This is a genomic window from Pseudomonas sp. PP3 (assembly GCF_905336995.1).
GTDB lineage: Bacteria > Pseudomonadota > Gammaproteobacteria > Pseudomonadales > Pseudomonadaceae > Aquipseudomonas > Aquipseudomonas reinekei.
Genome location: NZ_HG995459.1, coordinates 1,368,074 through 1,388,027, shown reverse-complemented (window position 1 = coordinate 1,388,027; position 19,954 = coordinate 1,368,074). Strand labels below are relative to the sequence as shown.

The 19,954-nt window shown below is 59.8% G+C and carries 18 protein-coding genes; 6 read left to right on the top strand and 12 right to left on the bottom strand.

Annotation, left to right across the window (positions count from 1 at the left end):
* Nucleotides 1–65: 65 nt before the first annotated feature.
* Complete coding sequence (locus KHO07_RS06405) at nucleotides 66–443, top strand: hypothetical protein (RefSeq protein WP_150733653.1); 378 nt, start codon at nucleotides 66–68, stop codon at nucleotides 441–443.
* 630 nt (nucleotides 444–1,073) lie between these two features.
* Here the strand turns inward: KHO07_RS06405 and fadD1 are convergent.
* Together fadD1 and fadD2 are read right to left on the bottom strand one after the other, a co-directional pair.
* Entirely contained in the window at nucleotides 1,074–2,774 is a 1,701-nt protein-coding gene (gene fadD1, locus KHO07_RS06400) for a long-chain-fatty-acid--CoA ligase FadD1 (protein WP_212626733.1), read from the bottom strand.
* 351 nt (nucleotides 2,775–3,125) lie between these two features.
* Nucleotides 3,126–4,814, bottom strand: a complete 1,689-nt coding sequence (gene fadD2, locus KHO07_RS06395) for a long-chain-fatty-acid--CoA ligase FadD2 (RefSeq protein ID WP_212626732.1) — start codon at nucleotides 4,812–4,814, stop codon at nucleotides 3,126–3,128.
* A 245-nt stretch (nucleotides 4,815–5,059) separates the two neighbouring features.
* Between fadD2 and KHO07_RS06390 the strand changes: the two genes are divergently transcribed.
* Together KHO07_RS06390 and KHO07_RS06385 are read left to right on the top strand one after the other, a co-directional pair.
* Nucleotides 5,060–6,004 carry an alpha/beta hydrolase gene (locus tag KHO07_RS06390; protein ID WP_150733656.1) on the top strand — a complete coding sequence of 315 codons (945 nt, stop codon included), beginning with the start codon at nucleotides 5,060–5,062 and terminating at the stop codon, nucleotides 6,002–6,004.
* A gap of 42 nt (nucleotides 6,005–6,046) precedes the next feature.
* On the top strand, nucleotides 6,047–6,517 hold the full coding sequence (locus KHO07_RS06385; RefSeq protein WP_056852612.1) for a MaoC family dehydratase: 471 nt from the start codon (nucleotides 6,047–6,049) through the stop codon (nucleotides 6,515–6,517).
* 155 nt (nucleotides 6,518–6,672) lie between these two features.
* Here the strand turns inward: KHO07_RS06385 and KHO07_RS06380 are convergent, their stop codons facing one another.
* The 4 genes from KHO07_RS06380 to KHO07_RS06365 form a co-directional block, all read right to left on the bottom strand.
* The gene (locus tag KHO07_RS06380; protein WP_150733657.1) at nucleotides 6,673–7,536 is read right to left on the bottom strand and encodes an HlyD family secretion protein; all 864 of its coding nucleotides are present in this window, start codon (nucleotides 7,534–7,536) and stop codon (nucleotides 6,673–6,675) included.
* 10 nt (nucleotides 7,537–7,546) lie between these two features.
* Entirely contained in the window at nucleotides 7,547–7,753 is a 207-nt protein-coding gene (locus KHO07_RS06375; RefSeq protein ID WP_075945399.1) for a DUF1656 domain-containing protein, read from the bottom strand.
* Nucleotides 7,740–9,728, bottom strand: a complete 1,989-nt coding sequence (locus KHO07_RS06370; RefSeq protein WP_212626731.1) for an FUSC family protein — start codon at nucleotides 9,726–9,728, stop codon at nucleotides 7,740–7,742. The genes KHO07_RS06375 and KHO07_RS06370 overlap by 14 nt, the downstream gene beginning before the upstream one ends.
* A gap of 157 nt (nucleotides 9,729–9,885) precedes the next feature.
* Nucleotides 9,886–10,353, bottom strand: a complete 468-nt coding sequence (locus tag KHO07_RS06365) for a PA2169 family four-helix-bundle protein (RefSeq protein ID WP_212626730.1) — start codon at nucleotides 10,351–10,353, stop codon at nucleotides 9,886–9,888.
* 203 nt (nucleotides 10,354–10,556) lie between these two features.
* Between KHO07_RS06365 and KHO07_RS06360 the strand changes: the two genes are divergently transcribed.
* Both KHO07_RS06360 and KHO07_RS06355 read left to right on the top strand, forming a co-directional pair.
* Nucleotides 10,557–10,793 (top strand): DUF3820 family protein, encoded by a 237-nt coding sequence (locus KHO07_RS06360; RefSeq protein WP_212626729.1) that lies wholly within the window; start codon nucleotides 10,557–10,559, stop codon nucleotides 10,791–10,793.
* Between the two features lie 31 nt (nucleotides 10,794–10,824).
* Nucleotides 10,825–12,006: an aminotransferase class V-fold PLP-dependent enzyme gene (locus KHO07_RS06355; RefSeq protein ID WP_212626728.1), complete on the top strand. Its 1,182-nt coding sequence runs from the start codon at nucleotides 10,825–10,827 to the stop codon at nucleotides 12,004–12,006.
* Between the two features lie 189 nt (nucleotides 12,007–12,195).
* On the opposite strand, the gene KHO07_RS06350 is transcribed toward KHO07_RS06355, so the two are convergent.
* The 3 genes from KHO07_RS06350 to zwf are packed head-to-tail and all read right to left on the bottom strand — an operon-like array spanning nucleotide 12,196 to nucleotide 15,048.
* Entirely contained in the window at nucleotides 12,196–12,861 is a 666-nt protein-coding gene (locus tag KHO07_RS06350) for a bifunctional 4-hydroxy-2-oxoglutarate aldolase/2-dehydro-3-deoxy-phosphogluconate aldolase (protein WP_075945403.1), read from the bottom strand.
* Nucleotides 12,862–12,878: 17 nt separating this feature from the next.
* Complete coding sequence (pgl, locus tag KHO07_RS06345) at nucleotides 12,879–13,592, bottom strand: 6-phosphogluconolactonase (RefSeq protein WP_150733661.1); 714 nt, start codon at nucleotides 13,590–13,592, stop codon at nucleotides 12,879–12,881.
* Nucleotides 13,579–15,048, bottom strand: coding sequence for a glucose-6-phosphate dehydrogenase (gene zwf / locus KHO07_RS06340; protein ID WP_150733662.1), 1,470 nt, complete (start codon nucleotides 15,046–15,048; stop codon nucleotides 13,579–13,581). The genes pgl and zwf overlap by 14 nt, the downstream gene beginning before the upstream one ends.
* Nucleotides 15,049–15,274: 226 nt before the next feature.
* Here zwf and KHO07_RS06335 point away from each other — a divergent pair, with 226 nt between their 5' ends.
* Nucleotides 15,275–16,135 carry a MurR/RpiR family transcriptional regulator gene (locus KHO07_RS06335; RefSeq protein ID WP_173668879.1) on the top strand — a complete coding sequence of 287 codons (861 nt, stop codon included), beginning with the start codon at nucleotides 15,275–15,277 and terminating at the stop codon, nucleotides 16,133–16,135.
* Nucleotides 16,136–16,279: 144 nt separating this feature from the next.
* Here KHO07_RS06335 and KHO07_RS06330 read toward each other — a convergent pair whose 3' ends face one another.
* The 3 genes from KHO07_RS06330 to ugpC all read right to left on the bottom strand — a co-directional run bounded on the left by KHO07_RS06330 (nucleotide 16,280) and on the right by ugpC (nucleotide 19,952).
* Nucleotides 16,280–17,134 (bottom strand): D-hexose-6-phosphate mutarotase, encoded by an 855-nt coding sequence (locus KHO07_RS06330; RefSeq protein WP_212626727.1) that lies wholly within the window; start codon nucleotides 17,132–17,134, stop codon nucleotides 16,280–16,282.
* 113 nt (nucleotides 17,135–17,247) lie between these two features.
* Nucleotides 17,248–18,594 carry a carbohydrate porin gene (locus tag KHO07_RS06325; RefSeq protein WP_212626726.1) on the bottom strand — a complete coding sequence of 449 codons (1,347 nt, stop codon included), beginning with the start codon at nucleotides 18,592–18,594 and terminating at the stop codon, nucleotides 17,248–17,250.
* A 197-nt stretch (nucleotides 18,595–18,791) separates the two neighbouring features.
* The gene (gene ugpC / locus KHO07_RS06320; RefSeq protein ID WP_212626725.1) at nucleotides 18,792–19,952 is read right to left on the bottom strand and encodes a sn-glycerol-3-phosphate ABC transporter ATP-binding protein UgpC; all 1,161 of its coding nucleotides are present in this window, start codon (nucleotides 19,950–19,952) and stop codon (nucleotides 18,792–18,794) included.
* Nucleotides 19,953–19,954: the final 2 nt, after the last annotated feature.

The window sequence follows — 19,954 nt, the reverse complement described above, 5'->3', positions numbered from 1 at the left end:
AACCCCCGAGAATGCGCAACGTATTGGCGCCGTGGCGCTGAAGATCCAATCCCCGCAGGAATGTTATGAAACTCGATAAAAAGCAGGCCATTGCCCGCAGAAACCAGGAACTTGGTGGTGCTGTGCTTGGCGTCAACAACTGCCACTTCACCGAACTGAACCGCAATCGCAACATCTGGTGGTTCGATATTCCGGTGGCACGCCTGGCCATTGGTCAGTACGAGTGGATTCACCTGCTGATGCACACCCCGGACACCGACGAACTGCTGCATTTGAAAGTGCCGACGGTGTTCCTGCGCGAGAAGCTCGAAGGGCTGGTCGTGCGTAACCAGGGCAAGCGCAAAGCGGCCCTGAGCCTGGAATTGAGTGCCGACAAGGACTCTTACCTGCAGGACATGCGCCCGGCGGGCACCAACGTCAATTTCGCACCGTTTCGCCTGTAACGCCTGTTCTTGCGAAGAGGGAAGCTTCCTGTGGCGAGGGAGCTTGCTCCCGCTGGACTGCGAAGCGGCCCCAACACCCGCAACCGCGCTTCGTCAGGATTACCGGGTTCAACGGCTTCGCGACGGCTGTGCAGTCGAACGGGAGCAAGCGCCCTCGCCACAAAAGCGCCACAGAGCAAAATAGTGCACGCAACAAAAAGCCCCGCATCGGCGCAATGCTGTTCAGTTAAGAGATAGAGCGAGCAATCAGTAACCTGTGGCGAGGGAGCTTGCTCCCGCTGGGCTGCGAAGCGGCCCCAACACCCGCAGCCGCGCTTCGTCAGGATTACCGGGTTCAACGGCTTCGCGACTGCTGTGCAGTCGAGCGGGAGCAAGCTCCCTCGCCACAAAAGCGCCACAGACAAAATAGTGCACGCAACAAAAAGCCCCGCATCGGCGCAATGCTGTTCAGTTAAGAGATAGGGCGAGCAATCAGTAACCTGTGGCGAGGGAGCTTGCTCCCGCTGGACTGCGCAGCAGTCCCATTTTGGGGGGCGCTTCGCTCCCCAGCGGGAGCAAGCTCCCTCGCCACAGCTACAGTGTTCGACCTTAAATGAACAGCATTACCGCATCGGCGGGGCTTTTTGTTGTTTACGCGGTCGCTTTCTTCGCGTTGATCTTCTTCAACTCTTCATCGCGCAATTCCCGACGCAGGATCTTGCCGACGTTGGTGGTCGGCAGTGCATCGCGGAACTCTACCGTGCGCGGCACCTTGTAGGCGGTGACGTTGGCGCGCATGTGCTCCATCACCGTCTCCTTAGTCAGGGTCACGCCCGGTTTGGCGACGATGAAAATCTTGATCGCCTCGCCCGATTTCTCGTCCGGTACGCCGATGGCCGCGCATTGCAACACGCCCGGCAGCGTCGCCAGCACGTCTTCCAACTCGTTCGGGTACACGTTGAAACCGGACACCAGGATCATGTCTTTCTTGCGATCGACAATGCGCATGTAGCCATCAGGCTGGATCAGCGCGATGTCACCGGTCTTCAACCAGCCTTCGCTGTCGAGCATTTCGTCGGTGGCTTCCTGGCGCTGCCAGTAGCCCTTCATGACCTGCGGGCCTTTCACGCACAGCTCGCCGATTTCGCCGATTGGCTGCTCGACACCGGCGTCGTCGACGATTTTGCACAGGGTCGACGGCACCGGAATGCCGATGGTGCCGATCTGAATGTTCTGGATCGGGTTGACCGTGGCCACCGGGCTGGTTTCGGTCATGCCGTAGCCTTCGCAAATGGCGCAACCGGTGACCGCTTTCCAGCGTTCTGCCGCCGCCAGTTGCAGGGCCATGCCGCCGGACAAAGTGACTTTCAGCGCGGAGAAATCCAGCTTGCGGAAACCCTCGTTGTTGCACAGGGCCACGAACAACGTGTTGAGGCCAACGAAGCCGCTGAACTTCCACTTCGACAGTTCCTTGACCATCGCCGGCAGGTCGCGCGGGTTGCTGATCAGGATGTTGTGGTTGCCGATCAGCATCATCGCCATGCAATGAAAGGTGAACGCATAGATGTGGTACAGCGGCAGCGGCGTGATCAGGATCTCGCAACCTTCGTTGAGGTTGGACCCCATCAGCGCCTTGCACTGCAGCATGTTTGCCACGAGGTTACGGTGGGTCAGCATCGCGCCCTTGGCCACGCCGGTGGTGCCACCGGTGTATTGCAACACGGCCACATCGCTGCTGGCCGGGCTGGCTTCAGCCACTGGCTGGCCGTGGCCCTTGCTCAATACATCGTTGAACTTGACGGCTTTGGGCAAGTGATACGCCGGCACCATCTTCTTCACGTACTTGATGACGCTGTTGATCAGCAGGCGCTTGAGCGGCGGCAGCAGGTCGGCGACTTCGGTGACGATGACGTGTTTGACGCCGGTCTTCGGCACCACGGTTTCCGCCAGATGCGCCATGTTGGCGAGGCAGACCAGGGCCTTTGCACCAGAGTCGTTGAACTGGTGTTCCATTTCCCGTGCGGTGTACAACGGGTTGGTGTTGACCACGATCAGCCCGGCGCGGATGGCACCGAAGACGGCCACCGGGTACTGCAACACGTTGGGCAGTTGCACGGCGATTCGATCGCCCGGCTGCAAATCGGTATGCTGTTGCAGATACGCGGCAAAGGCACCGGACAATTCGTACAGTTCACCGTAGGTGATTGTCTTGCCCAGGTTGCTGAATGCCGGTTTGTTGGCGAAGCGTTGGCAGGATTGCTTCAACACTGCCTGAATATTCGGATACTCGTCTGGATTGATGTCGGCAGCAATCCCAGCTGGGTACTTATCCTTCCAAAAGTCTTCGATCATGGAAGCCCACTCCTCAGCAACGCGAATTCAGCACCGCATTTGATGCGATTATTATTGGTGTTTGGTCATTGGTGAATCTGGCTGACAGAAGGCCGAGAAGTCACAAAGCGCGCCGAGAGTAGCAGCTTTGCCAAGGGTCGCCTAGAGCCAAAAGCGGCCTCTACAGTCACATTTGTGACTCAAGAATAACAGCCAGTCATTTTAGAGCAAAAATTCTATAAAGCTCTGAAAGCGCCGAGAATCGGGGCTTTGCACAAAAAAAATCGCGAGCAAGCTCGCTCCCACTGATCACCGGGAATCCAGTGGGAGCGACCCAGCTCGCGATCCACGCAAAGCGCGGCCATTCATCGATCAAGCGATATCACGCAACTCCCGCCGCAGAATCTTGCCCACCGGCGTCATTGGCAACGACTCCCGCAACACGATGTGCTTGGGCACTTTGTACGCCGTGAAGTTTTCCTTGCAGTAGGCCTTCAGTTCTTCAAGGCTGACGCCCGCCTCACGCGCCACCACAAACAACTTCACCGCCTCACCGGAACGCTCGTCCGGCACACCAATCACCGCGCAGTTGGCGACTTTCGGGTGGGCCATGACCACGTCTTCGATCTCGTTCGGGTACACGTTGAAGCCCGAGACAATGATCATGTCCTTCTTGCGATCGACAATGCGTACAAAGCCGTCCGGGTCGATCACTGCGATGTCGCCGGACTTGAACCAGCCCTCGGCATCCAGCACCTCGGCGGTGGCTTCGGGTTTGTGCCAGTAACCTTTCATGATCTGCGGACCTTTGATGCACAGCTCGCCGCGCTCGCCCAACGGCTGCTCGACGCCTTCATCGTTGATCACTTTCAGCGTGGTGCCCGGCACCGGCAGCCCGACCGTGCCAATGCGCGACAGCTCGCCATACGGGTTGGTGCAAGCCACCGGCGAGGTTTCGGTCAAACCGTAGCCTTCGGTAATGCGGCAACCGGTCAATTGCTCCCAACGTTCGGCGGTGGCCTTGACCAGCGCGGTGCCGCCAGAGTTGGTGAGCTTGAGTGTGGAGAAATCCAGCGTCTTGAAATCCGCGTGGTCCATCAGTGCCACGAACAGCGTGTTGAGCCCGAGCAACGCCGAGAACCGCCAGTTTTTCAGCTCCTTGATGAAGCCGCCGATGTCCCGCGGATTGGTGATCAGCACGTTATGGTTGCCGGACACCATCATGCACATGCAATTCGCGGTGAAGGCATAGATGTGGTACAGCGGCAGCGGCGCGATCATGACTTCCTGGCCTTCGCGCAACAGCGGCTGACCGTCATTGCCGAACTGCTCAAGGCAGGCCCGCACTTGCTGCATGTTCGCCACCAGGTTGCCGTGGGTTAGCATTGCGCCCTTGGCCAGGCCGGTGGTGCCGCCGGTGTATTGCAGCACGGCGATATCGTCGAGCCCGACTTTCAGTGGCTTGATGCCCAGCCCTCGGCCCATGCGCAACGCACTCTTGAAGGAAATGGCCTGGGGCAAGGAATACGCCGGGACCATTTTCTTGACCTTGCTCACCACCGTATTGACCAGCCAGCCTTTGGCGGCGGGCATGAAGTCGCCCATTTTGGCTTCGATCAGGTACTGGATGTCGGTGTCGGGCAGCACTTCCTGGACTTTCTGCCCGAACATGTTGAGGTAGACCAGCGCCCGGGCGCCGGAGTCCTTGAACTGGTGACGCATCTCCCGCGCGGTGTACAGCGGGTTGGTGTTGACCACGATCAGCCCGGCGCGCATCGCGCCGAACACGGCAATCGGATAATGCAGGACGTTGGGCATCTGCACTGCGATGCGATCCCCGGGCACCAGGTCGGTATGGGTTTGCAGGTAACCGGCGAACGCTGCGCTTTGGCGTTCCAGTTCGGCGTAGGTCAGGGTGATGCCCATGTTGCTGAACGCCGGGCGATCAGCAAATTTCTTGCAGGAACGTTCGAACACCTCGATGACCGACTTGTAGGCACCCGCGTCGATGTCCAGGGGCACGCCGGCCGGGCGCTTGTCATTCCAGAAATCAGGTTGCATTGTTCTTGTCCTCTTTACCTGAGCCTATCCGGGCCGCCTATCTGTCATTTCTCTTTGATCCCTCAAAAAGCGCAATGCGAAAAGCGGAGCTTCACGGACACTAGCAGTTATGGCCAATCAGGCAAATATGCGCAAAGGCGTCATTGATCGCGTGAATCTTCCTGCCGTGGCGTGAGCTGATGCCAGCCAGATAATGCGCTATACAATGCAACCACCCCCGCGCCCCTGCATGGAAAGGAATCGCCATGATCCACGAGACGTTCTGGCTGACCACCAGTGACCACAGCCGCCTCTTCGTCAACCAGTGGCTGCCCACGGGCAACCTCAAGGCTGTGATTCTGCTGGCTCACGGCATGGCCGAACACAGTGGCCGCTATGCGCGCCTGGCCGAAAATTTCTGCGAGCAGGGCTACGGCGTGTACGCACCGGACTTGCGTGGACATGGCAAAACTGCCGAAAACGGGACGCTCGGCCATTTCGCCGACAGCGAAGGCTGGACCAAAGTGGTGGGTGACCTGGCGTGCCTCAATCAGCACATCGGCCAGCAGCATTGCGGCGCGCCCATCGTATTGCTCGGCCACAGCATGGGCAGCTACATCGCTCAGGCTTATCTGTTGCACCACAGCGCCAGCCTGCAGGGCGCGATTCTCAGCGGTTCGAACTTCCAGCCCGTGGCGCTCTACCGTGCGGCGCGGCAGATTGCCCGCCTCGAACGTCTGCGCCAAGGGCCCAAGGGCCGCAGCGCGCTGATCGAATGGCTGTCGTTCGGCTCGTTCAACAAGAAATTCAAACCGACACGCACCCGGTTCGACTGGCTCAGTCGCGATCCTGCGCAGGTCGATTTGTACACCAATGACCCGCTGTGCGGCTTCCGCTGCACCAATCAACTGTGGATCGATTTGCTCGGCGGGTTGCAGCAAATCAGCAAAGCGTCCAATCTCGCGCAGATCGATCCGGGCCTGCCGTTGCTGGTGATTGGCGGTGAATGTGATCCGGTGAGTGAAGGCAAGCGTCTGACTGATCTGGCCGACGCCTTGCGCGAAGCCGGCAGCCAGAGCCTGCAACTGAAAATCTATCCGCAGGCGCGGCACGAACTGTTCAACGAAACCAATCGCGATGAAGTGATTGCCGACGTGTTGGGCTGGATCAACCAGACCTTGAGCAATCCCCGGCCACATCGAACCGAATAGTTTTTTTGTGAATCTTTTTATTCGTCACAGGAATTGAGACAGATGACCCAGGTTACCAACACCCCCTACGAAGCCCTCGAAGTCGGCCAGACCGCCAGCTTCAGCAAGACGGTCGAAGAGCGCGACATTCAGTTGTTCGCCGCGATGTCGGGCGACCATAACCCGGTGCACCTGGATGCCGAATACGCTGCCAGCACCATGTTCAAGGAGCGCATCGCTCACGGGATGTTCAGCGGTGCGCTGATCAGCGCCGCGGTCGCTTGCGAATTGCCTGGGCCGGGCACCATCTACATCGGTCAGCAAATGAGTTTTCAGAAGCCGGTGAAGATCGGCGACACCCTGACGGTGCGTCTGGAAATCCTCGAAAAACTGCCAAAATTCCGCGTGCGCATCGCCACCCGCGTGTTCAACCAGCGCGATGAGCTGGTGGTCGATGGCGAGGCGGAAATCCTCGCGCCGCGCAAGCAGCAGAGTGTGACGCTCACCGAATTGCCACCGATCAGCATTGGCTGACCTGTGGCGAGGGAGCTTGCTCCCGCTGGGGCGCGAAGCGCCCCCAACTCCGATACTTCAGTTCACCTGAACGAATGCGTTGGCAGGTTTTGCGACTGCTGCGCAGCCGAGCGGGAGCAAGCTCCCTCGCCACCGGAAAGCAGCACAAACACGAACTAGCGCTCCCCATCCTGCACCTGCACACTCGCCGTCATCCCGGAACTGAGGTTGATCCCCTCCGGTACCTTGTCCAGCTTGATCCGCACCGGAATCCGCTGCGCCAGGCGCACCCAGTTGAAGGTCGGCTCCACCTCCGCCAGCAACTGCCCATCGGGTGTGGTATTGCGATCGGTGATCCCGCGACTGATGCTTTCAACGTGGCCCTGCAACGCCTCCCCGGCGCTCATCAACCAGACCTTCACCGGATCGCCAACGCGAATCCGCGGCAATTTGGTTTCTTCGAAATAGGCCTGCACGTAGAAAGTTGAATCATCGATCAACGCCATCACCGCTTGCCCGGCATTGACGTAATTGCCTTGGGCCAGACGCAGGTTGGTGATGTGACCATTGCGCGGTGCGTGAACCTGGCTGCGCGCCAGGTTGATCTCCGCGACCTTGGCCTCGGCCTGTGCTTCACGCAGCTCGCCACGGGCGATACCGGCATTGATTTGCGCGTTTTCACGCAGCTCGGCGCTGATCGCTTGCGGCCCGAGGCTGGCACGCCGGCTGGCTTCGCGTTCGCGCAGGTTCAGTTGTTGCTGGCGGGTCTGCACCACCGCCTGGGCTTTTTCCAGCGCGGCTTCGAACCGGTCGCGGTCGATGCTCAACAACACATCCCCTGCCTTCACCTGCTGGTTGTCGTAGACCTTGAGTTCACGCACCCAACCCGACACATCCGGGGCGATCACCACCACGTCGGCGCGAATCCGCGCGTCGCGGGTCCAGGGGGTGAGCATGTAGTACTGCCACAAATGCACGCCGGCAAAAATTGCCACCGCCACCAGGCACAGGGTTACCGCGACACGTACGGGGGTACGCATATTCAACTCCTTATAAAGGTCCGAGGACGACGGTGATCACGGTCAATACACAGACGTACAAGGCGCAATCAAACAATGCTTCGTGCCAGACCCACCGCCCAATCGGCGTCAGCCGCAATAACAGGCGCAGGGCGCCGGTCACCAGCAGCGCCAGCAGCACATAAATCAGAAACGGGCTGAGCAGCACGCCGCCCATCGCCCACTCACGCAAGCCCATGGTTTGCCTCCTGTTGGCGGCACCAGGCGCGCCAGCTGTTTTGCAATTGCAGCACCGCGCCCTGGGCCAGCTTCACCGCATCGCTGGGGGGCAAGGTGTAGAGGGTTTGCACAAAGGTCTCGCTGGCCTCGGCCAACGCTTCGCCGCGACCACTGCCCGGGCCCTGCTTGAGGACACTTTCCAGGCGTTCGAGGTATCGCTGTTGTGGCGCAGATACTGGCACCTGGGCCACCGCCAGGCTCATGCGCAGGTGCAGCAATTCATCGCCGATATCCAACCCGAGCAAACCGTCATCCCAGCGACTTCGCGCCGGCTCCGGCAACTCCGGATAGTGCCGCGCCAATTGCAGCAAACGGTCGGCCATGCGCCCACCGAACCAGCTCTCGGCACCGGCCAGATTGCGCCGGGTCAGGCGCACCAGATCGTCGAGGGTTGCCGCCAGCAATCGACGGCCATGCCACGCCGGGTTACGCAGGATCAACAGATGGAACGCGAGCACCGCCGCGCCGACACCGATGACCATGGCCTGGGCGCTGTTGAAGAAGTTCGCGACGTCGAATTTCATCTGGTTGAGCGGCGCCACCAGCACAATGAAATGCAAACAGAACGACGTAGCCGTGGCGCCAATCTGCGGCTTGGCCATGCCCAGTGCGCCGAAAAACAGCGGCACGCCCATGCCCATGCACAACATCGCGAAACTGCTCCATTGCGGCAGCAGAATCTGCCCGACGATGAATGCCGCCGGGATGGCCAGAAAGATCCCGCGCATAAAACTCATGCCGATCTGCGCACCATTCTCCCGGCTGGCAAACAGGCTGCACACCACACAGGTCAGCAACATCGCACCCGACGCGGCGGGCCAGGCCGTTGCCAGCCAGAAACACGCCACCACCAAAAACGCCAGGGCGCTGCGCGCACCGAACACGAGGGCCAGCGACAGGTCGCGGTGGGGTGTCAGAGTCTTGGGCGGTGCGAGCGGTTCACCGCCCTCCTCGACGGCAGTCAACGCCGCAGTCGCCGCCATGGCCGTATCCATCAGCAGTGTCAAACGCACCAGGCAGTAGCTCTGTGCGGAGCTGATTTGCGGGTCATGGGACGCGTCGAGCAAACGCAGGCGCAAGGCATGCAGCGTCGCGGAATCGGCGACTTTCAGCGCCTGCACGACCTCGTTCATCCACGGCGTCAACTGCGCCGACTCCTGCGGTTCCAACTGCTTCCACTGCCGGCGCACTGAACGGGCAATCCGCAGCAGCATCAATAGCTTTTGGCTCAAGCCGCTGATGGCGCGTGCCCGCTGCCGACCGAGAGCCCCTTCGAACCAGGCGTGTTCACGCTGTGCGTCCACGGCAACGATGCGTCCGAGAATTTCCAACAAGCCTTTACGCGCCTGGCCATCCCCGGCCAGCGTGGCCCGCGCGGCATTCATGCCACTTTGCCAGGCGGCACGGGCCTGATCCAACAGTTGTCGCTCGACCCGCATTGGCCAGAGCAAGGCACTGCTGGCGGTGGCGCAGATGATGCCAAGGCAGATTTCGGTGCAGCGCGCCACGGCCTGGTCAAACACGGTCAGCGGATGGTTGATGGCCGGCAGCGCGATGATCGCCACGGTGTACCCGGCCAGTACAAATGAATAGGACCAGGCGCTGCGCAGCAATGTCGAACTGGCGGTACACAATCCGAGCCACAGCGCCAGCGCCAGCAAAAACAGCCAGGGTGTCTGGGCAAACAAACCCATGAAGACGACCGACATGATTGTCCCGACCAACGTACCGCAAAGTCGCGCCAGGCCCTTCTGCATCACCATGCCGGACAGCGGTTGCGCCACGATGAACGCGGTCATCAACGCCCAGGCCGGTTGCTCCAGGCCCCAGCGCAATGCCAGCCACAGCGCCACACCTCCGCCGATCAGGGTCTTGATCGCGAACTGCAAGGCACGACGGTCAGGCGCGAACAACGCCTGCAAAGTTATGGGCACGAATAACACTCTTGGAAGGACGATTTAACGATAGACGTGTTGGGACGGGTCACTTGAAAAACAAATTATTAGCTAGCTATCTATATCCCGTCCAGCGCTAATTCCCAGGCACAAAAAAACGCCAGGCTGGCTGGCGTTTTTGACAGCTAACGAACGCTTACGAGCGTGCGCGTGCCTGGTTACGCAGGGCTTTTACCTGATCGTGGTTGCGTTGCACGCCGTGGTACTGACGCTCAACGATGTCACGAATGCCCACCAGGTTGTGCTTGTTGATTTTTTCCATGGCTTCTCTGTAAGCCTTCAATGCATGGTCTTCACCACGTTCGGCTTCGTTCAGCACTGCCTCTTCATCCTTGCCGGTGAACACCGATTTCACATCGACCCAGCGACGGTGCAGGTCACCACTGACACTGGTGGAAGTTTCCGGATCGCCACCCATCGAACGCACGGCTGCCTGCAATTCCGCGGCGGCGCTGGCGCAGTCGGCGGAACGTTGCACAAACAGGGTTTTGAGTTCAGGGTGCTTAATATCTTCAGCGCAAGTCTTGAACCCTTCCTGACCGTCCTTGCTGGTTTCGATCAGGTCATTGAGTACAGAGATCGCTTCTTTATTCATGTCGGTCATTTTTCAATTCCTTGCGGTTGATGAAAGATGCATTAAGTAGTGCAGTCCCCATGCCAGCTTCGAATTAAAAAATTAATCCTTATTTTTCAACGGATTAGATAAAACAGACAAATCTGTATCCGTTTTATTTGCATGATCTGTCAATTGGCCTGCATGCAGAATGCCTGTATTTTCCAGATTGTATGAATCAAGACGACTGAGTGATGAACCCTGAAAAGCTCGAACTGCTGATCACCCGCGAAATGCCCTTCGGAAAGTACAAGGGTCGGATCATTGCCGACCTGCCCGGCCCCTACCTGAACTGGTTCTCCCGGGAAGGTTTTCCTCATGGCGAGTTGGGTGGCCTGCTGGCCCTGATGCAAGAGATCGATCACAACGGCTTGTCGGAATTGCTGGAACCCTTGCGTGCCAAACATGGCAAACCGGCCCCGCGCCACTGATCCACGCCTCCCGCCTTTGATTGAGTAGCCCATGCCCGACAACACCCGCCGCGCCCGTGATGAAGCCTTTTGGCAAACCTTTGCCGATCGCTACGATCTGCAACCTGGTCCGATCAATCTGGAGAATGGTTACTTCGGACGCATGTCGCGCACCGTGGTCGAGGAATATCATCGCAACATTGAGCTGATCAACCGCAGCAACTCGGTGTATGCGCGTCAGCGCTTCGAACAAGCTGACAGTTTGAAGATCCGCGCGCAGTTGGCCGGGCTGATCGGCGTGCCTGCCGACAGTGTCGCCCTCACCACCAATGCGTCGCACGGTTTGCAATCGTTGATCCGCAACTACAACTGCCTGCAACCGGGCGATCAAGTGCTGATCTGCGACCTGGAGTACGACACGGTCAAGGGCGCGATGCGCTGGCTGGCGACTCATCGCGGCGTCGAAGTGATCGAGATCGACCATGCGCATCCCGCCAGTTTCGACAGCTTGTTGGCCACCTACCGCGAGACCTTCGCGCGCTACCCACGACTGAAGCTGATGGCCCTGACCCACGTCACCCACCGCACCGGGCTGGTGATGCCGGTGCAGGCGATTGCCGCCGCCGCCAAAGAACATGGCATCGACGTGATCCTCGACGGCGCCCATGCGCTGGGGCAACTGGAGTTCGATCTCGATGAGTTGGGCATCGCCTTCGCCGCGTACAACCTGCACAAATGGATCGGTGCGCCGCTGACGTTGGGCTTTCTCTACATTGCCCCCGAGCGTCTGTCTGACATCGACCCGGACATGGGCGAAATGCATTTCCCGGTCACCGACATTCGTTCGCGCACGCCTTACAGCACACCGAACATCCCCGCATTGCTGACCCTGCCGCTGGTGCTCGAAGAGCATTGGGCCATGGGCGGTTCGGCGGCCAAGGGGACACGGCTCAATTACCTGCGCAACCTGTGGGTGCGCGCGGTCCGAGAGCTGCCGGGTATCGAAGTCATGACCCCGGACGATCCACGGTTGTACTGCGGCATCACGTCGATGCGCTTCACCGCGCATGCCGACCAACAGGCGATGGCCGAACGTCTGCTCAGCGATTACAACCTGTTCACCGTGGTGCGCAACGGCGCGGCGTGTGGGCCGTGTATTCGTATCACGCCGGGGCTGACGACCACGGCGGCGGATATGCTGTTGCTGACTTCGGCGTTGACTCAATTGCGCTGAGATGACTGGGGGAGCGAGCTTGCTCGCGAAGGACGTTAACGATAACGCGAGTTACCGGGCACCCGCGTTGTTCTCAGGTTTTCCGCGAGCAGGCTCGCTCCCACACTTTTCGCCGGCAAAAAAAAACGGTGCACCGACCAAGCGCACCGTAAAGCCGTAGAACACACAACGAAGTGTCGGGTGAAGCGATCAGTCCAGCAGCGCCAGGGCCTCGGCGGTGCATTCCTGAATGCGGGCCCAGTCGCCGTTCTTGATCCACTCCGGATCAAGCATCCAGCTACCGCCCACGCACATGACGTTCTTCAACGCCATGTAGCTCTTGATATTGGCCGGACCCACGCCGCCAGTCGGGCAGAATTTCACTTCGCCAAATGGACCGCCCAGGGCCTTGATGGCCGCGACGCCGCCGCTGACTTCCGCCGGGAACAGCTTGAAGCGGCGATAGCCCAGACCATAGCCTTCCATGATGCCCGAGGCATTGCTGATGCCAGGCAACAGCGGAATCGGGCTGTCAACGCTGGCTTCGAGCAGGTCACGGGTGATGCCTGGCGTAACGATGAATTGCGAGCCTGCCGCTTCGGCCGCGGCCAGCATGTTGCGATCAAGCACGGTGCCGGCACCGGTCATCAGCTCCGGACGCTGCTCGCGCAGGATCTGGATGGCCTTGAGGCCGAACTGCGAACGCAGGGTCACTTCCAGGGCGGTCAGGCCACCGGCAGCGAGGGCATCGGCCAGCGGCAGAACATCCTGCTCGCGAGCGATGGTGATCACCGGCAGGATCCGCGCCTTGGCGCAGAGGCTGTCGATCAGGGCAACTTTATCCGCCATGGAAACGGTCGGGGATGGGTTTTTCATAGCGGCTGTTCCTTGGCTCATGGGCACCAGTAAATCTCTAACGTGGGTTGCAGAAACGCGCGAATCGGCATTGCGGCGACTTCGTCACCGGCCAGTGCGGTACTCAGGGTGGTCAGCTTGGACTGACCGGAAATCGATAGAACCTTGTGTTTGGCCGAGGCCAGCAGCGCGCGGCTCATGGTCAGGCGCTGATGCGGCACGGTCGGCGCCAGCATTGGATAGCAGCGACGGCTGCCGTCGGCCTGCAAGGCTTCAACCAGATTAGGGCTGTTGGGAAACAGCGACGCGGTGTGACCGTCATCGCCCATGCCCAGCACCAGCACGTCGATCACCGGCAACTCGGACAGCAAACGGTCAGCCTGCTCGGCTGCCTGTTCCAGGTTGGCACTGGCGCTGTACAGGCTCAGGAACTGAGCCTTGGCCGCCGGGCCTTGCAACAGGTACTTTTTCAGCAGACCGGCATTGCTGTCGGCATGTTCGACCGGCACCCAACGTTCGTCAGCCAGGCTGATGACTACGTTCGACCAGTCCAGCGCCTGCTTGGCCAGATGCTGGAAAAACGCCACCGGGCTGCGGCCACCGGACACCACCAGGGTCGCAGTGCCCTGGGCGTCGATCGCATCGCTCAGTTGTCTGGCCACGTTCAGTGCCAGGCCCTCGGCCAACAGCGCGGGGCTCTTGAACTCACGGGCGCTGACGCCCTGAGGCAGTTTCAAATCAGATATCGCCATACCACGACCTCCCATCCCGCGTGATCAGAGCAATGGAGCTCATTGGCCCCCAGGACCCGGCCGCGTACGGCTTGGGCGCATCACCGGATTTTTTCCATCCGGCGATCAACTGGTCACACCAATTCCACGCGGCTTCGATTTCATCTTTACGGACAAACAGGTTCTGATTGCCACGCATCACTTCCAGCAACAACCGCTCGTAGGCATCGGGAATCCGTGCGCTGCTCCAGGTGTCGGAAAAATTCAGCTGCAACGGACCGCTGCGCAGCTGCATGCCTTTGTCCAGGCCTTGATCTTTGGTCATCACGCGCAAGGAAATGCCTTCGTCCGGTTGCAGGCGAATAATCAGCTTGTTGCTGATTTGCAGGCGCTGCTCGGGAGCGAAGATGTAGTGCGACGGTTCCTTGAAGTGGATGACGATCTGCGAAAGCTTTTGCGGCATGCGCTTGCCGGTGCGCAGGTAGAACGGCACGCCGGCCCAGCGCCAGTTGCGGATGTCGGCACGCAGGGCGACGAAGGTTTCGGTGTCGCTCTGGGTGTTGGAATTCGGCTCTTCGAGGTAGCCCGGCACCGCTTTGCCTTCGCTGTAGCCGGCGATGTATTGGCCGCGTACCACTTGGGTGGTCAGGCCTTCCGGGCTGATGGGCGCCAGTGCCTTGAGCACTTTGACTTTCTCGTCGCGGATGCTGTCGGCGGACAGGTCGGCCGGCGGGTCCATGGCGATCAGGCAAAGCAGTTGCAGCAGGTGATTCTGGATCATGTCCCGCAGCTGGCCGGCCTTGTCGAAGTAGCCCCAGCGGCCTTCGATACCGACCTTCTCGGCCACGGTGATTTCCACGTGGGAAATGTAATTCTGGTTCCACTGGGTTTCGAACAGACTGTTGGCGAAACGCAGGGCGATCAGGTTCTGGACGGTCTCTTTGCCCAGGTAATGGTCGATACGGTAGGTGCGGTTTTCCGGGAAGAACTGCGCCACGGCATCGTTGACCTTGCGCGAGGATTCCAGGTCCGAACCGATGGGTTTTTCCAGCACCACACGGGTGTTTTCCGCCAGGCCGACCTTCGCCAGGTTTTCGCAGATCGCACCGTAAACGGCCGCCGGGGTAGCAAAATAGGCGATGACCCGCTGGGCAGTGCCCGCCGCTTCGGCCAGGGCCACGTAATCTTCGGATTTGAGGAAGTCGACGTGCAGGTAGCTCAGGCGTGCGAGAAAACGTTCGACTACGGCTTCATTCAGTTCCTTGGCGCCCACGTAGCGGCGCAGCTCGGAGGCGATGAACGTCAGGTGCTCCTGCTCGCTGCCAGGCTCGCGGGCCAGCGCGATGATCCGCGTGTCTTCGTGCAAGAGGCCAGCGGCGTCGAGTTGATAAAGGGCAGGAAACAGCTTGCGCAGGGCGAGATCGCCAAGAGCGCCGAACAAGGCAAAGGTGCACGGTTCAACCGTAATCGAGAGCATGATGTTTGTTCTTTTATCAAGTTAAGCTACAAATACCTTTTTTCAAGGCATCACTCAAGGGAAAATGTAGTAATAACCACAACATTTTCGCAAAATACAGATTCCGAGTGGTGGTCGGTCGGAGCCATCAGTAGGATAGGCCACCGTTACGGGCCACACCAAAGGCCCTTTTTGCATTAGCCGCGCGCTTGTTGGCGCAGGTGTAAAGGAAACTCATATGGACCGCGTGCGAAATTTACTGGAACAGATCCAGAGTCGCCTTGAAGAGCTCAACAAGGCCGAACGCAAAGTCGCCGAAGTGATCCTGCTCAACCCGCAGCAGGCCACTCGCTTCAGCATCGCCGCCCTCGCCCAGGCCGCTTCAGTCAGTGAACCGACGGTCAACCGTTTCTGCCGTTCGTTCGGCGTCAGCGGCTATCCGGAACTCAAACTTCAGCTGGCCCAGAGCCTGGCCAGTGGCGCGGCGTATGTCAGCCGCGCGGTCGAGGCAGATGACAATCCTGAGGCCTACACGAAAAAAATCTTCGGCAGCGCCATCGCGTCGTTGGACAGTGCCTTGCAGGCCCTCGATCCGAACCTGATCAGCCGCGCCGTCGACCTGTTGATACAGGCCCGGCAGATCCACTTTTTCGGCCTCGGCGCCTCGGCCCCGGTGGCACTGGATGCGCAGCACAAGTTCTTCCGTTTCAACCTCGCCGTAACCGCCCACGCCGACGTGCTGATGCAGCGCATGATTGCCTCGGTGGCGCACACCGGCGAGTTGTTCGTGATCATTTCCTACACCGGCCGCACCCGCGAACTGGTGGAAGTGGCACGCATTGCCCGGGAGAACGGCGCTTCGGTTCTCGGCCTGACCGCGGAAAACTCACCGCTGGCCAAGGCCAGTACCTTGAGCCTGAACATTCCATTGCCAGAAGACACCGACATCTACATGCCGATGACTTCGCGGATCATCCAACTGACCGTGCTCGACGTGCTTGCGACCGGCATGACCTTGCGTCGCGGGGTGGATTTCCAGCCGCACCTGCGCAAGATCAAAGAGAGTTTGAATGCGAGCCGGTATCCAGTGGGCGACGAATTCAACTGATCCGAAATCTGCGCTGAACGGTCCTGCCTCATCGCTGGCAAACCAGCTCCCACAAGTTTCATTGGCGTTCGCGAATTTCAGGTTCGGCGCGGACACTGTGGGAGCTGGCTTGCCAGCGATGGGGCCAGCAGCAACAGCACAAATCTAGGCCCCCACCCGCGCCTGCAAACTCAAATGCGCCCGCTCCCCCGGTTTCAGGCACAGGCTGTCGGTGCCGCCGCTTGCTGCCTCTACGCAAACGAATTCGGAAATCTCGTTCCAGCTCACCCCCAGCAACGGCCTTGAGCCCGGATGCCAGACCACCGTGTCAGCCGTATCGCCGGTATCGATGCACAGCGCCCGGTCCCAGGCGTGATCGTTGAGCTGCAATTCACCGTCATGCTGGAACACCCGCTGGCAACCGCCGTCCACACGCAACTCACCTTCCTGCTGACAAATCTGACGGTTCAACTGGTCGTAACCGTGTGCGCCTTCAAGCCCAGACAGCGCTACCTCGCCGACATCACCAATACGCCAGTAAGCGTGCAAAGCCTGACTCAACTGGCACGGCATGTCGTCCTGGTGCTCGGTGCTCAGGCGCAATTCCATGCGTTCACCCAGGTGCGCATGCAGGTCGACCTGCCAGTCGCACAGCTCAAGCTGCCAGTGCAAACGCACGCCATCATCGTCGCTGCTGCTGTCGATCAACTTCCAGTCGAGCAACCGCGCCCAACCATGGGACGGCCAGGCGTTTTCGCTCGGATGACGGCCATACCACGGCCAGCACACCGGCACCCCACCACGAATTGCACCGACCTGCGGCCACTTCGCCGCGCACCACAGCCAGGGCTTTTGCCCCTTGGGCTGGAAGTGCAGCAACTGCGCGCCCTGGCGACTGAACACCGCCTGACACAGCGGATGATCAATCACCAGCACGTCGCGCTTCTGGTAGCGCTCCCACGCGAACACCGGTCGTTCGCGCAAGGATTTGAAGAAGCGTTGTAGCGGATGCTCAAGCATGTGCCACGGTCCTGAAATCAACAGTCAGCGGGGTGCGCGGCCCCTCAAAAAAAAGCGGACAGCCTTGGCTGTCCGCAAAATGCGCACATAGAGAGGAGCTTATCGCAGTCGCGTTAGAACACCGACTGAATTTTCAGGCCGGCCACCAGCGCGTTGTCGACTTCATCCACGCCACCCGGGTGGGTGATGTACTGAAGGTTAGGACGCACGGTCAGCCAGTTGGTGACGTGGAAACCGTAGTTCAGCTCGTAGTTGTATTCGGTCTCACGCAGCGGCGAGAACAGCGGATCCTGATAGTCCGAAACACCGTTCGCAGCGTTGGTCAGCTCGGCATTTTTCTTCACGTCATCGTTGACGTGAATACGGGCGAAACCGATACCGAGGTCATCTTTCGGACGGGCATCAAACGGACCTTTGTAGACAAACATCAGCGACTGGTAGTTGTCGACGACGTTGGTGTCCTTGTCGTGGAACGTTGCGTTGGCTGCAATGTTCAGACCGCGGGTAGCGTCACCGTTATGGCTGGTGAGTTGCTGTTGCGCCACGAACCAGTAGCCGTGCTTGCTGCTGTGGCTGCGATAGGCATTGCCACTGGTGGCCGCATCATCGCCGTTGTCATCTTCGCGGACGTCATCGGCGCTGGCCGTGCTTTTGTAGTAACCGACACGGTATTCGCCCGGCAGGTTGCCCGGGTTAGGCAGCCAGACCAGTTCGACCGGCAGGACGGTGCCTTTTGTCCCGCTGCCACTGAGTTTGAAGCCGTTGCCGTGCTCCAGTTGCGACGGGTTCTGGTTGTACGCGCCGATCTGCGCATACCACTCAGGCGAGATGTTGTACTTCACGCGAATCGCGGCCTGGCTGACGGGCCAGTTGTACCAGATGTTGGTCGCCCAGTTACCCACCTGGGAGCCGCAGAACGCCAGGTTCTGGAATTCGCACGGGAAGGTGTTGAAGTCTTCGCCTTCACCGAAGTAACCGGCCTTGACGTCGAGTTTGTTGTCGAGGAACTGATGCTTGATCCACAACTGGGTCAGACGGACCATGTGGCCACGGCCGTAGACTTCCTGCGAGGAACTCAGGGTGCCGGCACGCGGGTCGCCGATGCGGTCGTTGGAGATGTTTTCGCCGTTACGGTTGGTGAGCTGGATCTTGGCCTGGGTGTTATCCCAGCCGAACAGCTTCTCGAGGTCCAGCGCTGCGCCCAGGCCGAACTGGTCACTGTAGCGCGCGGTCTTGTCATCGTTGAACCCGCCGTGGAGGTTGCCGCCGACTTCACCGACATAGTCCATCTTGATGTCGATGCCTTGCTCGATCAGCCTGGTTCGCTCGCCACCCCAATCACCGGTCATCCATTCTGAATCGGCGCTAAACGCGTCAGCCGCGTGGACGCTACCGGCCAGGGTCATCGCTGCAATGGCTGACAACTGGCAGATAAGCTGAGCGCTGTTCTTCTTCTTCATCCCTACATCCTCGTTTTATTGTTATTAACTTTTCTTTTTCTAACGCGGTTACATCAGTTGCAACGGATGACAGGCCATCCGCCACGGATTCCCCCTCTGCAGGAGCCGGCTTGCTGGCGATAGCAACCTGGCTGTCGACATCGATGTTGACTGTCAGACCGCGATCGCCAGCAAGCCGGCTCCTACAGTTTTGATCTTCAGCGGCCTTTGAACTGGGTGACGTTGGCCGCGTGCGACTCGGCTTTCGGCAGGCCAGCAACCCCCAGCCGCTCGCCAGTCTTGGCATCGAACAGCAGCACTTTCGCCGGATCGAATTGCAGGGTCAGGGTCTCGCCCACGGCCGGTGCAACGTCGGGTGCCAGTCGGCAGCAAACCTTGGTCTCGTTGAGATTGACGAAGACCAGGGTGTCGGGACCTGTCGGCTCAGTGACCTGGACTTCAGCGCGAATGGTCGGCAAACCATTGGCTTCACCGTTGGCCAGCACGATCTGCTCCGGCCGCATCCCGAGGATCACTTCGCGGTCTTCGAGCCCGGCGTCCTGCATGCCCAGTGGCAATTCGCAACGCGCCTGGCCGCTGTCGAGCAGCGCCAGCAAACGACCGTCCTTGCGCTGCAAACGCAATGGGATGAAGTTCATCGGCGGCGAACCGATGAAGCTCGCCACGAACAGGTTGGCCGGGTTGTTGTAGATGTCCTTCGGCGTGCCGAACTGCTGAATGATCCCGTCCTTCATCACCGCCACTTTGTCGCCCAGGGTCATCGCTTCGATCTGGTCGTGGGTCACATAGACCGTGGTGGTTTTCAGGCGCTGGTGCATCAGTTTCATTTCGGTGCGCATCTCGACCCGCAGCTTGGCGTCGAGGTTGGACAGCGGTTCATCGAACAGATAAATCTTCGGCCGACGCGCCAGGGCCCGGCCCATCGCCACACGTTGTTGTTGGCCACCGGAGAGCTGGCCGGGCTTGCGATTGAGCAAGTGTTCAATCTGCAGCAACTTGGCCACGCGAGTGACTTCCTCATCGATAGCCGACTGGCTCATCTTGCGGATTTTCAGGCCGAACTCGATGTTCTCGCGCACGCTCATGGTCGGGTACAGCGCGTAGGACTGGAACACCATGGCGATGTCGCGATCCTTGGGGCTCATGCCGCTGACGTCCTGGTCGCCGATCATGATCGCGCCGCCGGTGATGGTCTCGAGGCCGGCGATGCAGTTCATCAGGGTCGACTTGCCGCAGCCCGATGGGCCGACAAGGATCAGGAACTCACCGTCCTTGATCGACAGTTCGATGTTCTTCAGGGTGTCCGGCAGGCCGGCGCCATAGGTCTTGTTTACATTGCGAAGTTCGAGCGTAGCCATGA

Excerpts from the sequence above, each read along its gene's own strand:
- KHO07_RS06405 (WP_150733653.1), top strand. The coding sequence starts at position 66 with ATGAAACTCGATAAAAAGCAGGCCATTGCCCGCAGAAACCAGGAACTT.
- fadD1 (WP_212626733.1), bottom strand. The coding sequence starts at position 2,774 with ATGATCGAAGACTTTTGGAAGGATAAGTACCCAGCTGGGATTGCTGCC.
- fadD2 (WP_212626732.1), bottom strand. The coding sequence starts at position 4,814 with ATGCAACCTGATTTCTGGAATGACAAGCGCCCGGCCGGCGTGCCCCTG.
- KHO07_RS06390 (WP_150733656.1), top strand. The coding sequence starts at position 5,060 with ATGATCCACGAGACGTTCTGGCTGACCACCAGTGACCACAGCCGCCTC.
- KHO07_RS06385 (WP_056852612.1), top strand. The coding sequence starts at position 6,047 with ATGACCCAGGTTACCAACACCCCCTACGAAGCCCTCGAAGTCGGCCAG.
- KHO07_RS06380 (WP_150733657.1), bottom strand. The coding sequence starts at position 7,536 with ATGCGTACCCCCGTACGTGTCGCGGTAACCCTGTGCCTGGTGGCGGTG.
- KHO07_RS06375 (WP_075945399.1), bottom strand. The coding sequence starts at position 7,753 with ATGGGCTTGCGTGAGTGGGCGATGGGCGGCGTGCTGCTCAGCCCGTTT.
- KHO07_RS06365 (WP_212626730.1), bottom strand. The coding sequence starts at position 10,353 with ATGACCGACATGAATAAAGAAGCGATCTCTGTACTCAATGACCTGATC.
- KHO07_RS06360 (WP_212626729.1), top strand. The coding sequence starts at position 10,557 with ATGAACCCTGAAAAGCTCGAACTGCTGATCACCCGCGAAATGCCCTTC.
- KHO07_RS06355 (WP_212626728.1), top strand. The coding sequence starts at position 10,825 with ATGCCCGACAACACCCGCCGCGCCCGTGATGAAGCCTTTTGGCAAACC.
- KHO07_RS06350 (WP_075945403.1), bottom strand. The coding sequence starts at position 12,861 with ATGAAAAACCCATCCCCGACCGTTTCCATGGCGGATAAAGTTGCCCTG.
- pgl (WP_150733661.1), bottom strand. The coding sequence starts at position 13,592 with ATGGCGATATCTGATTTGAAACTGCCTCAGGGCGTCAGCGCCCGTGAG.
- zwf (WP_150733662.1), bottom strand. The coding sequence starts at position 15,048 with ATGCTCTCGATTACGGTTGAACCGTGCACCTTTGCCTTGTTCGGCGCT.
- KHO07_RS06330 (WP_212626727.1), bottom strand. The coding sequence starts at position 17,134 with ATGCTTGAGCATCCGCTACAACGCTTCTTCAAATCCTTGCGCGAACGA.
- KHO07_RS06325 (WP_212626726.1), bottom strand. The coding sequence starts at position 18,594 with ATGAAGAAGAAGAACAGCGCTCAGCTTATCTGCCAGTTGTCAGCCATT.
- ugpC (WP_212626725.1), bottom strand. The coding sequence starts at position 19,952 with ATGGCTACGCTCGAACTTCGCAATGTAAACAAGACCTATGGCGCCGGC.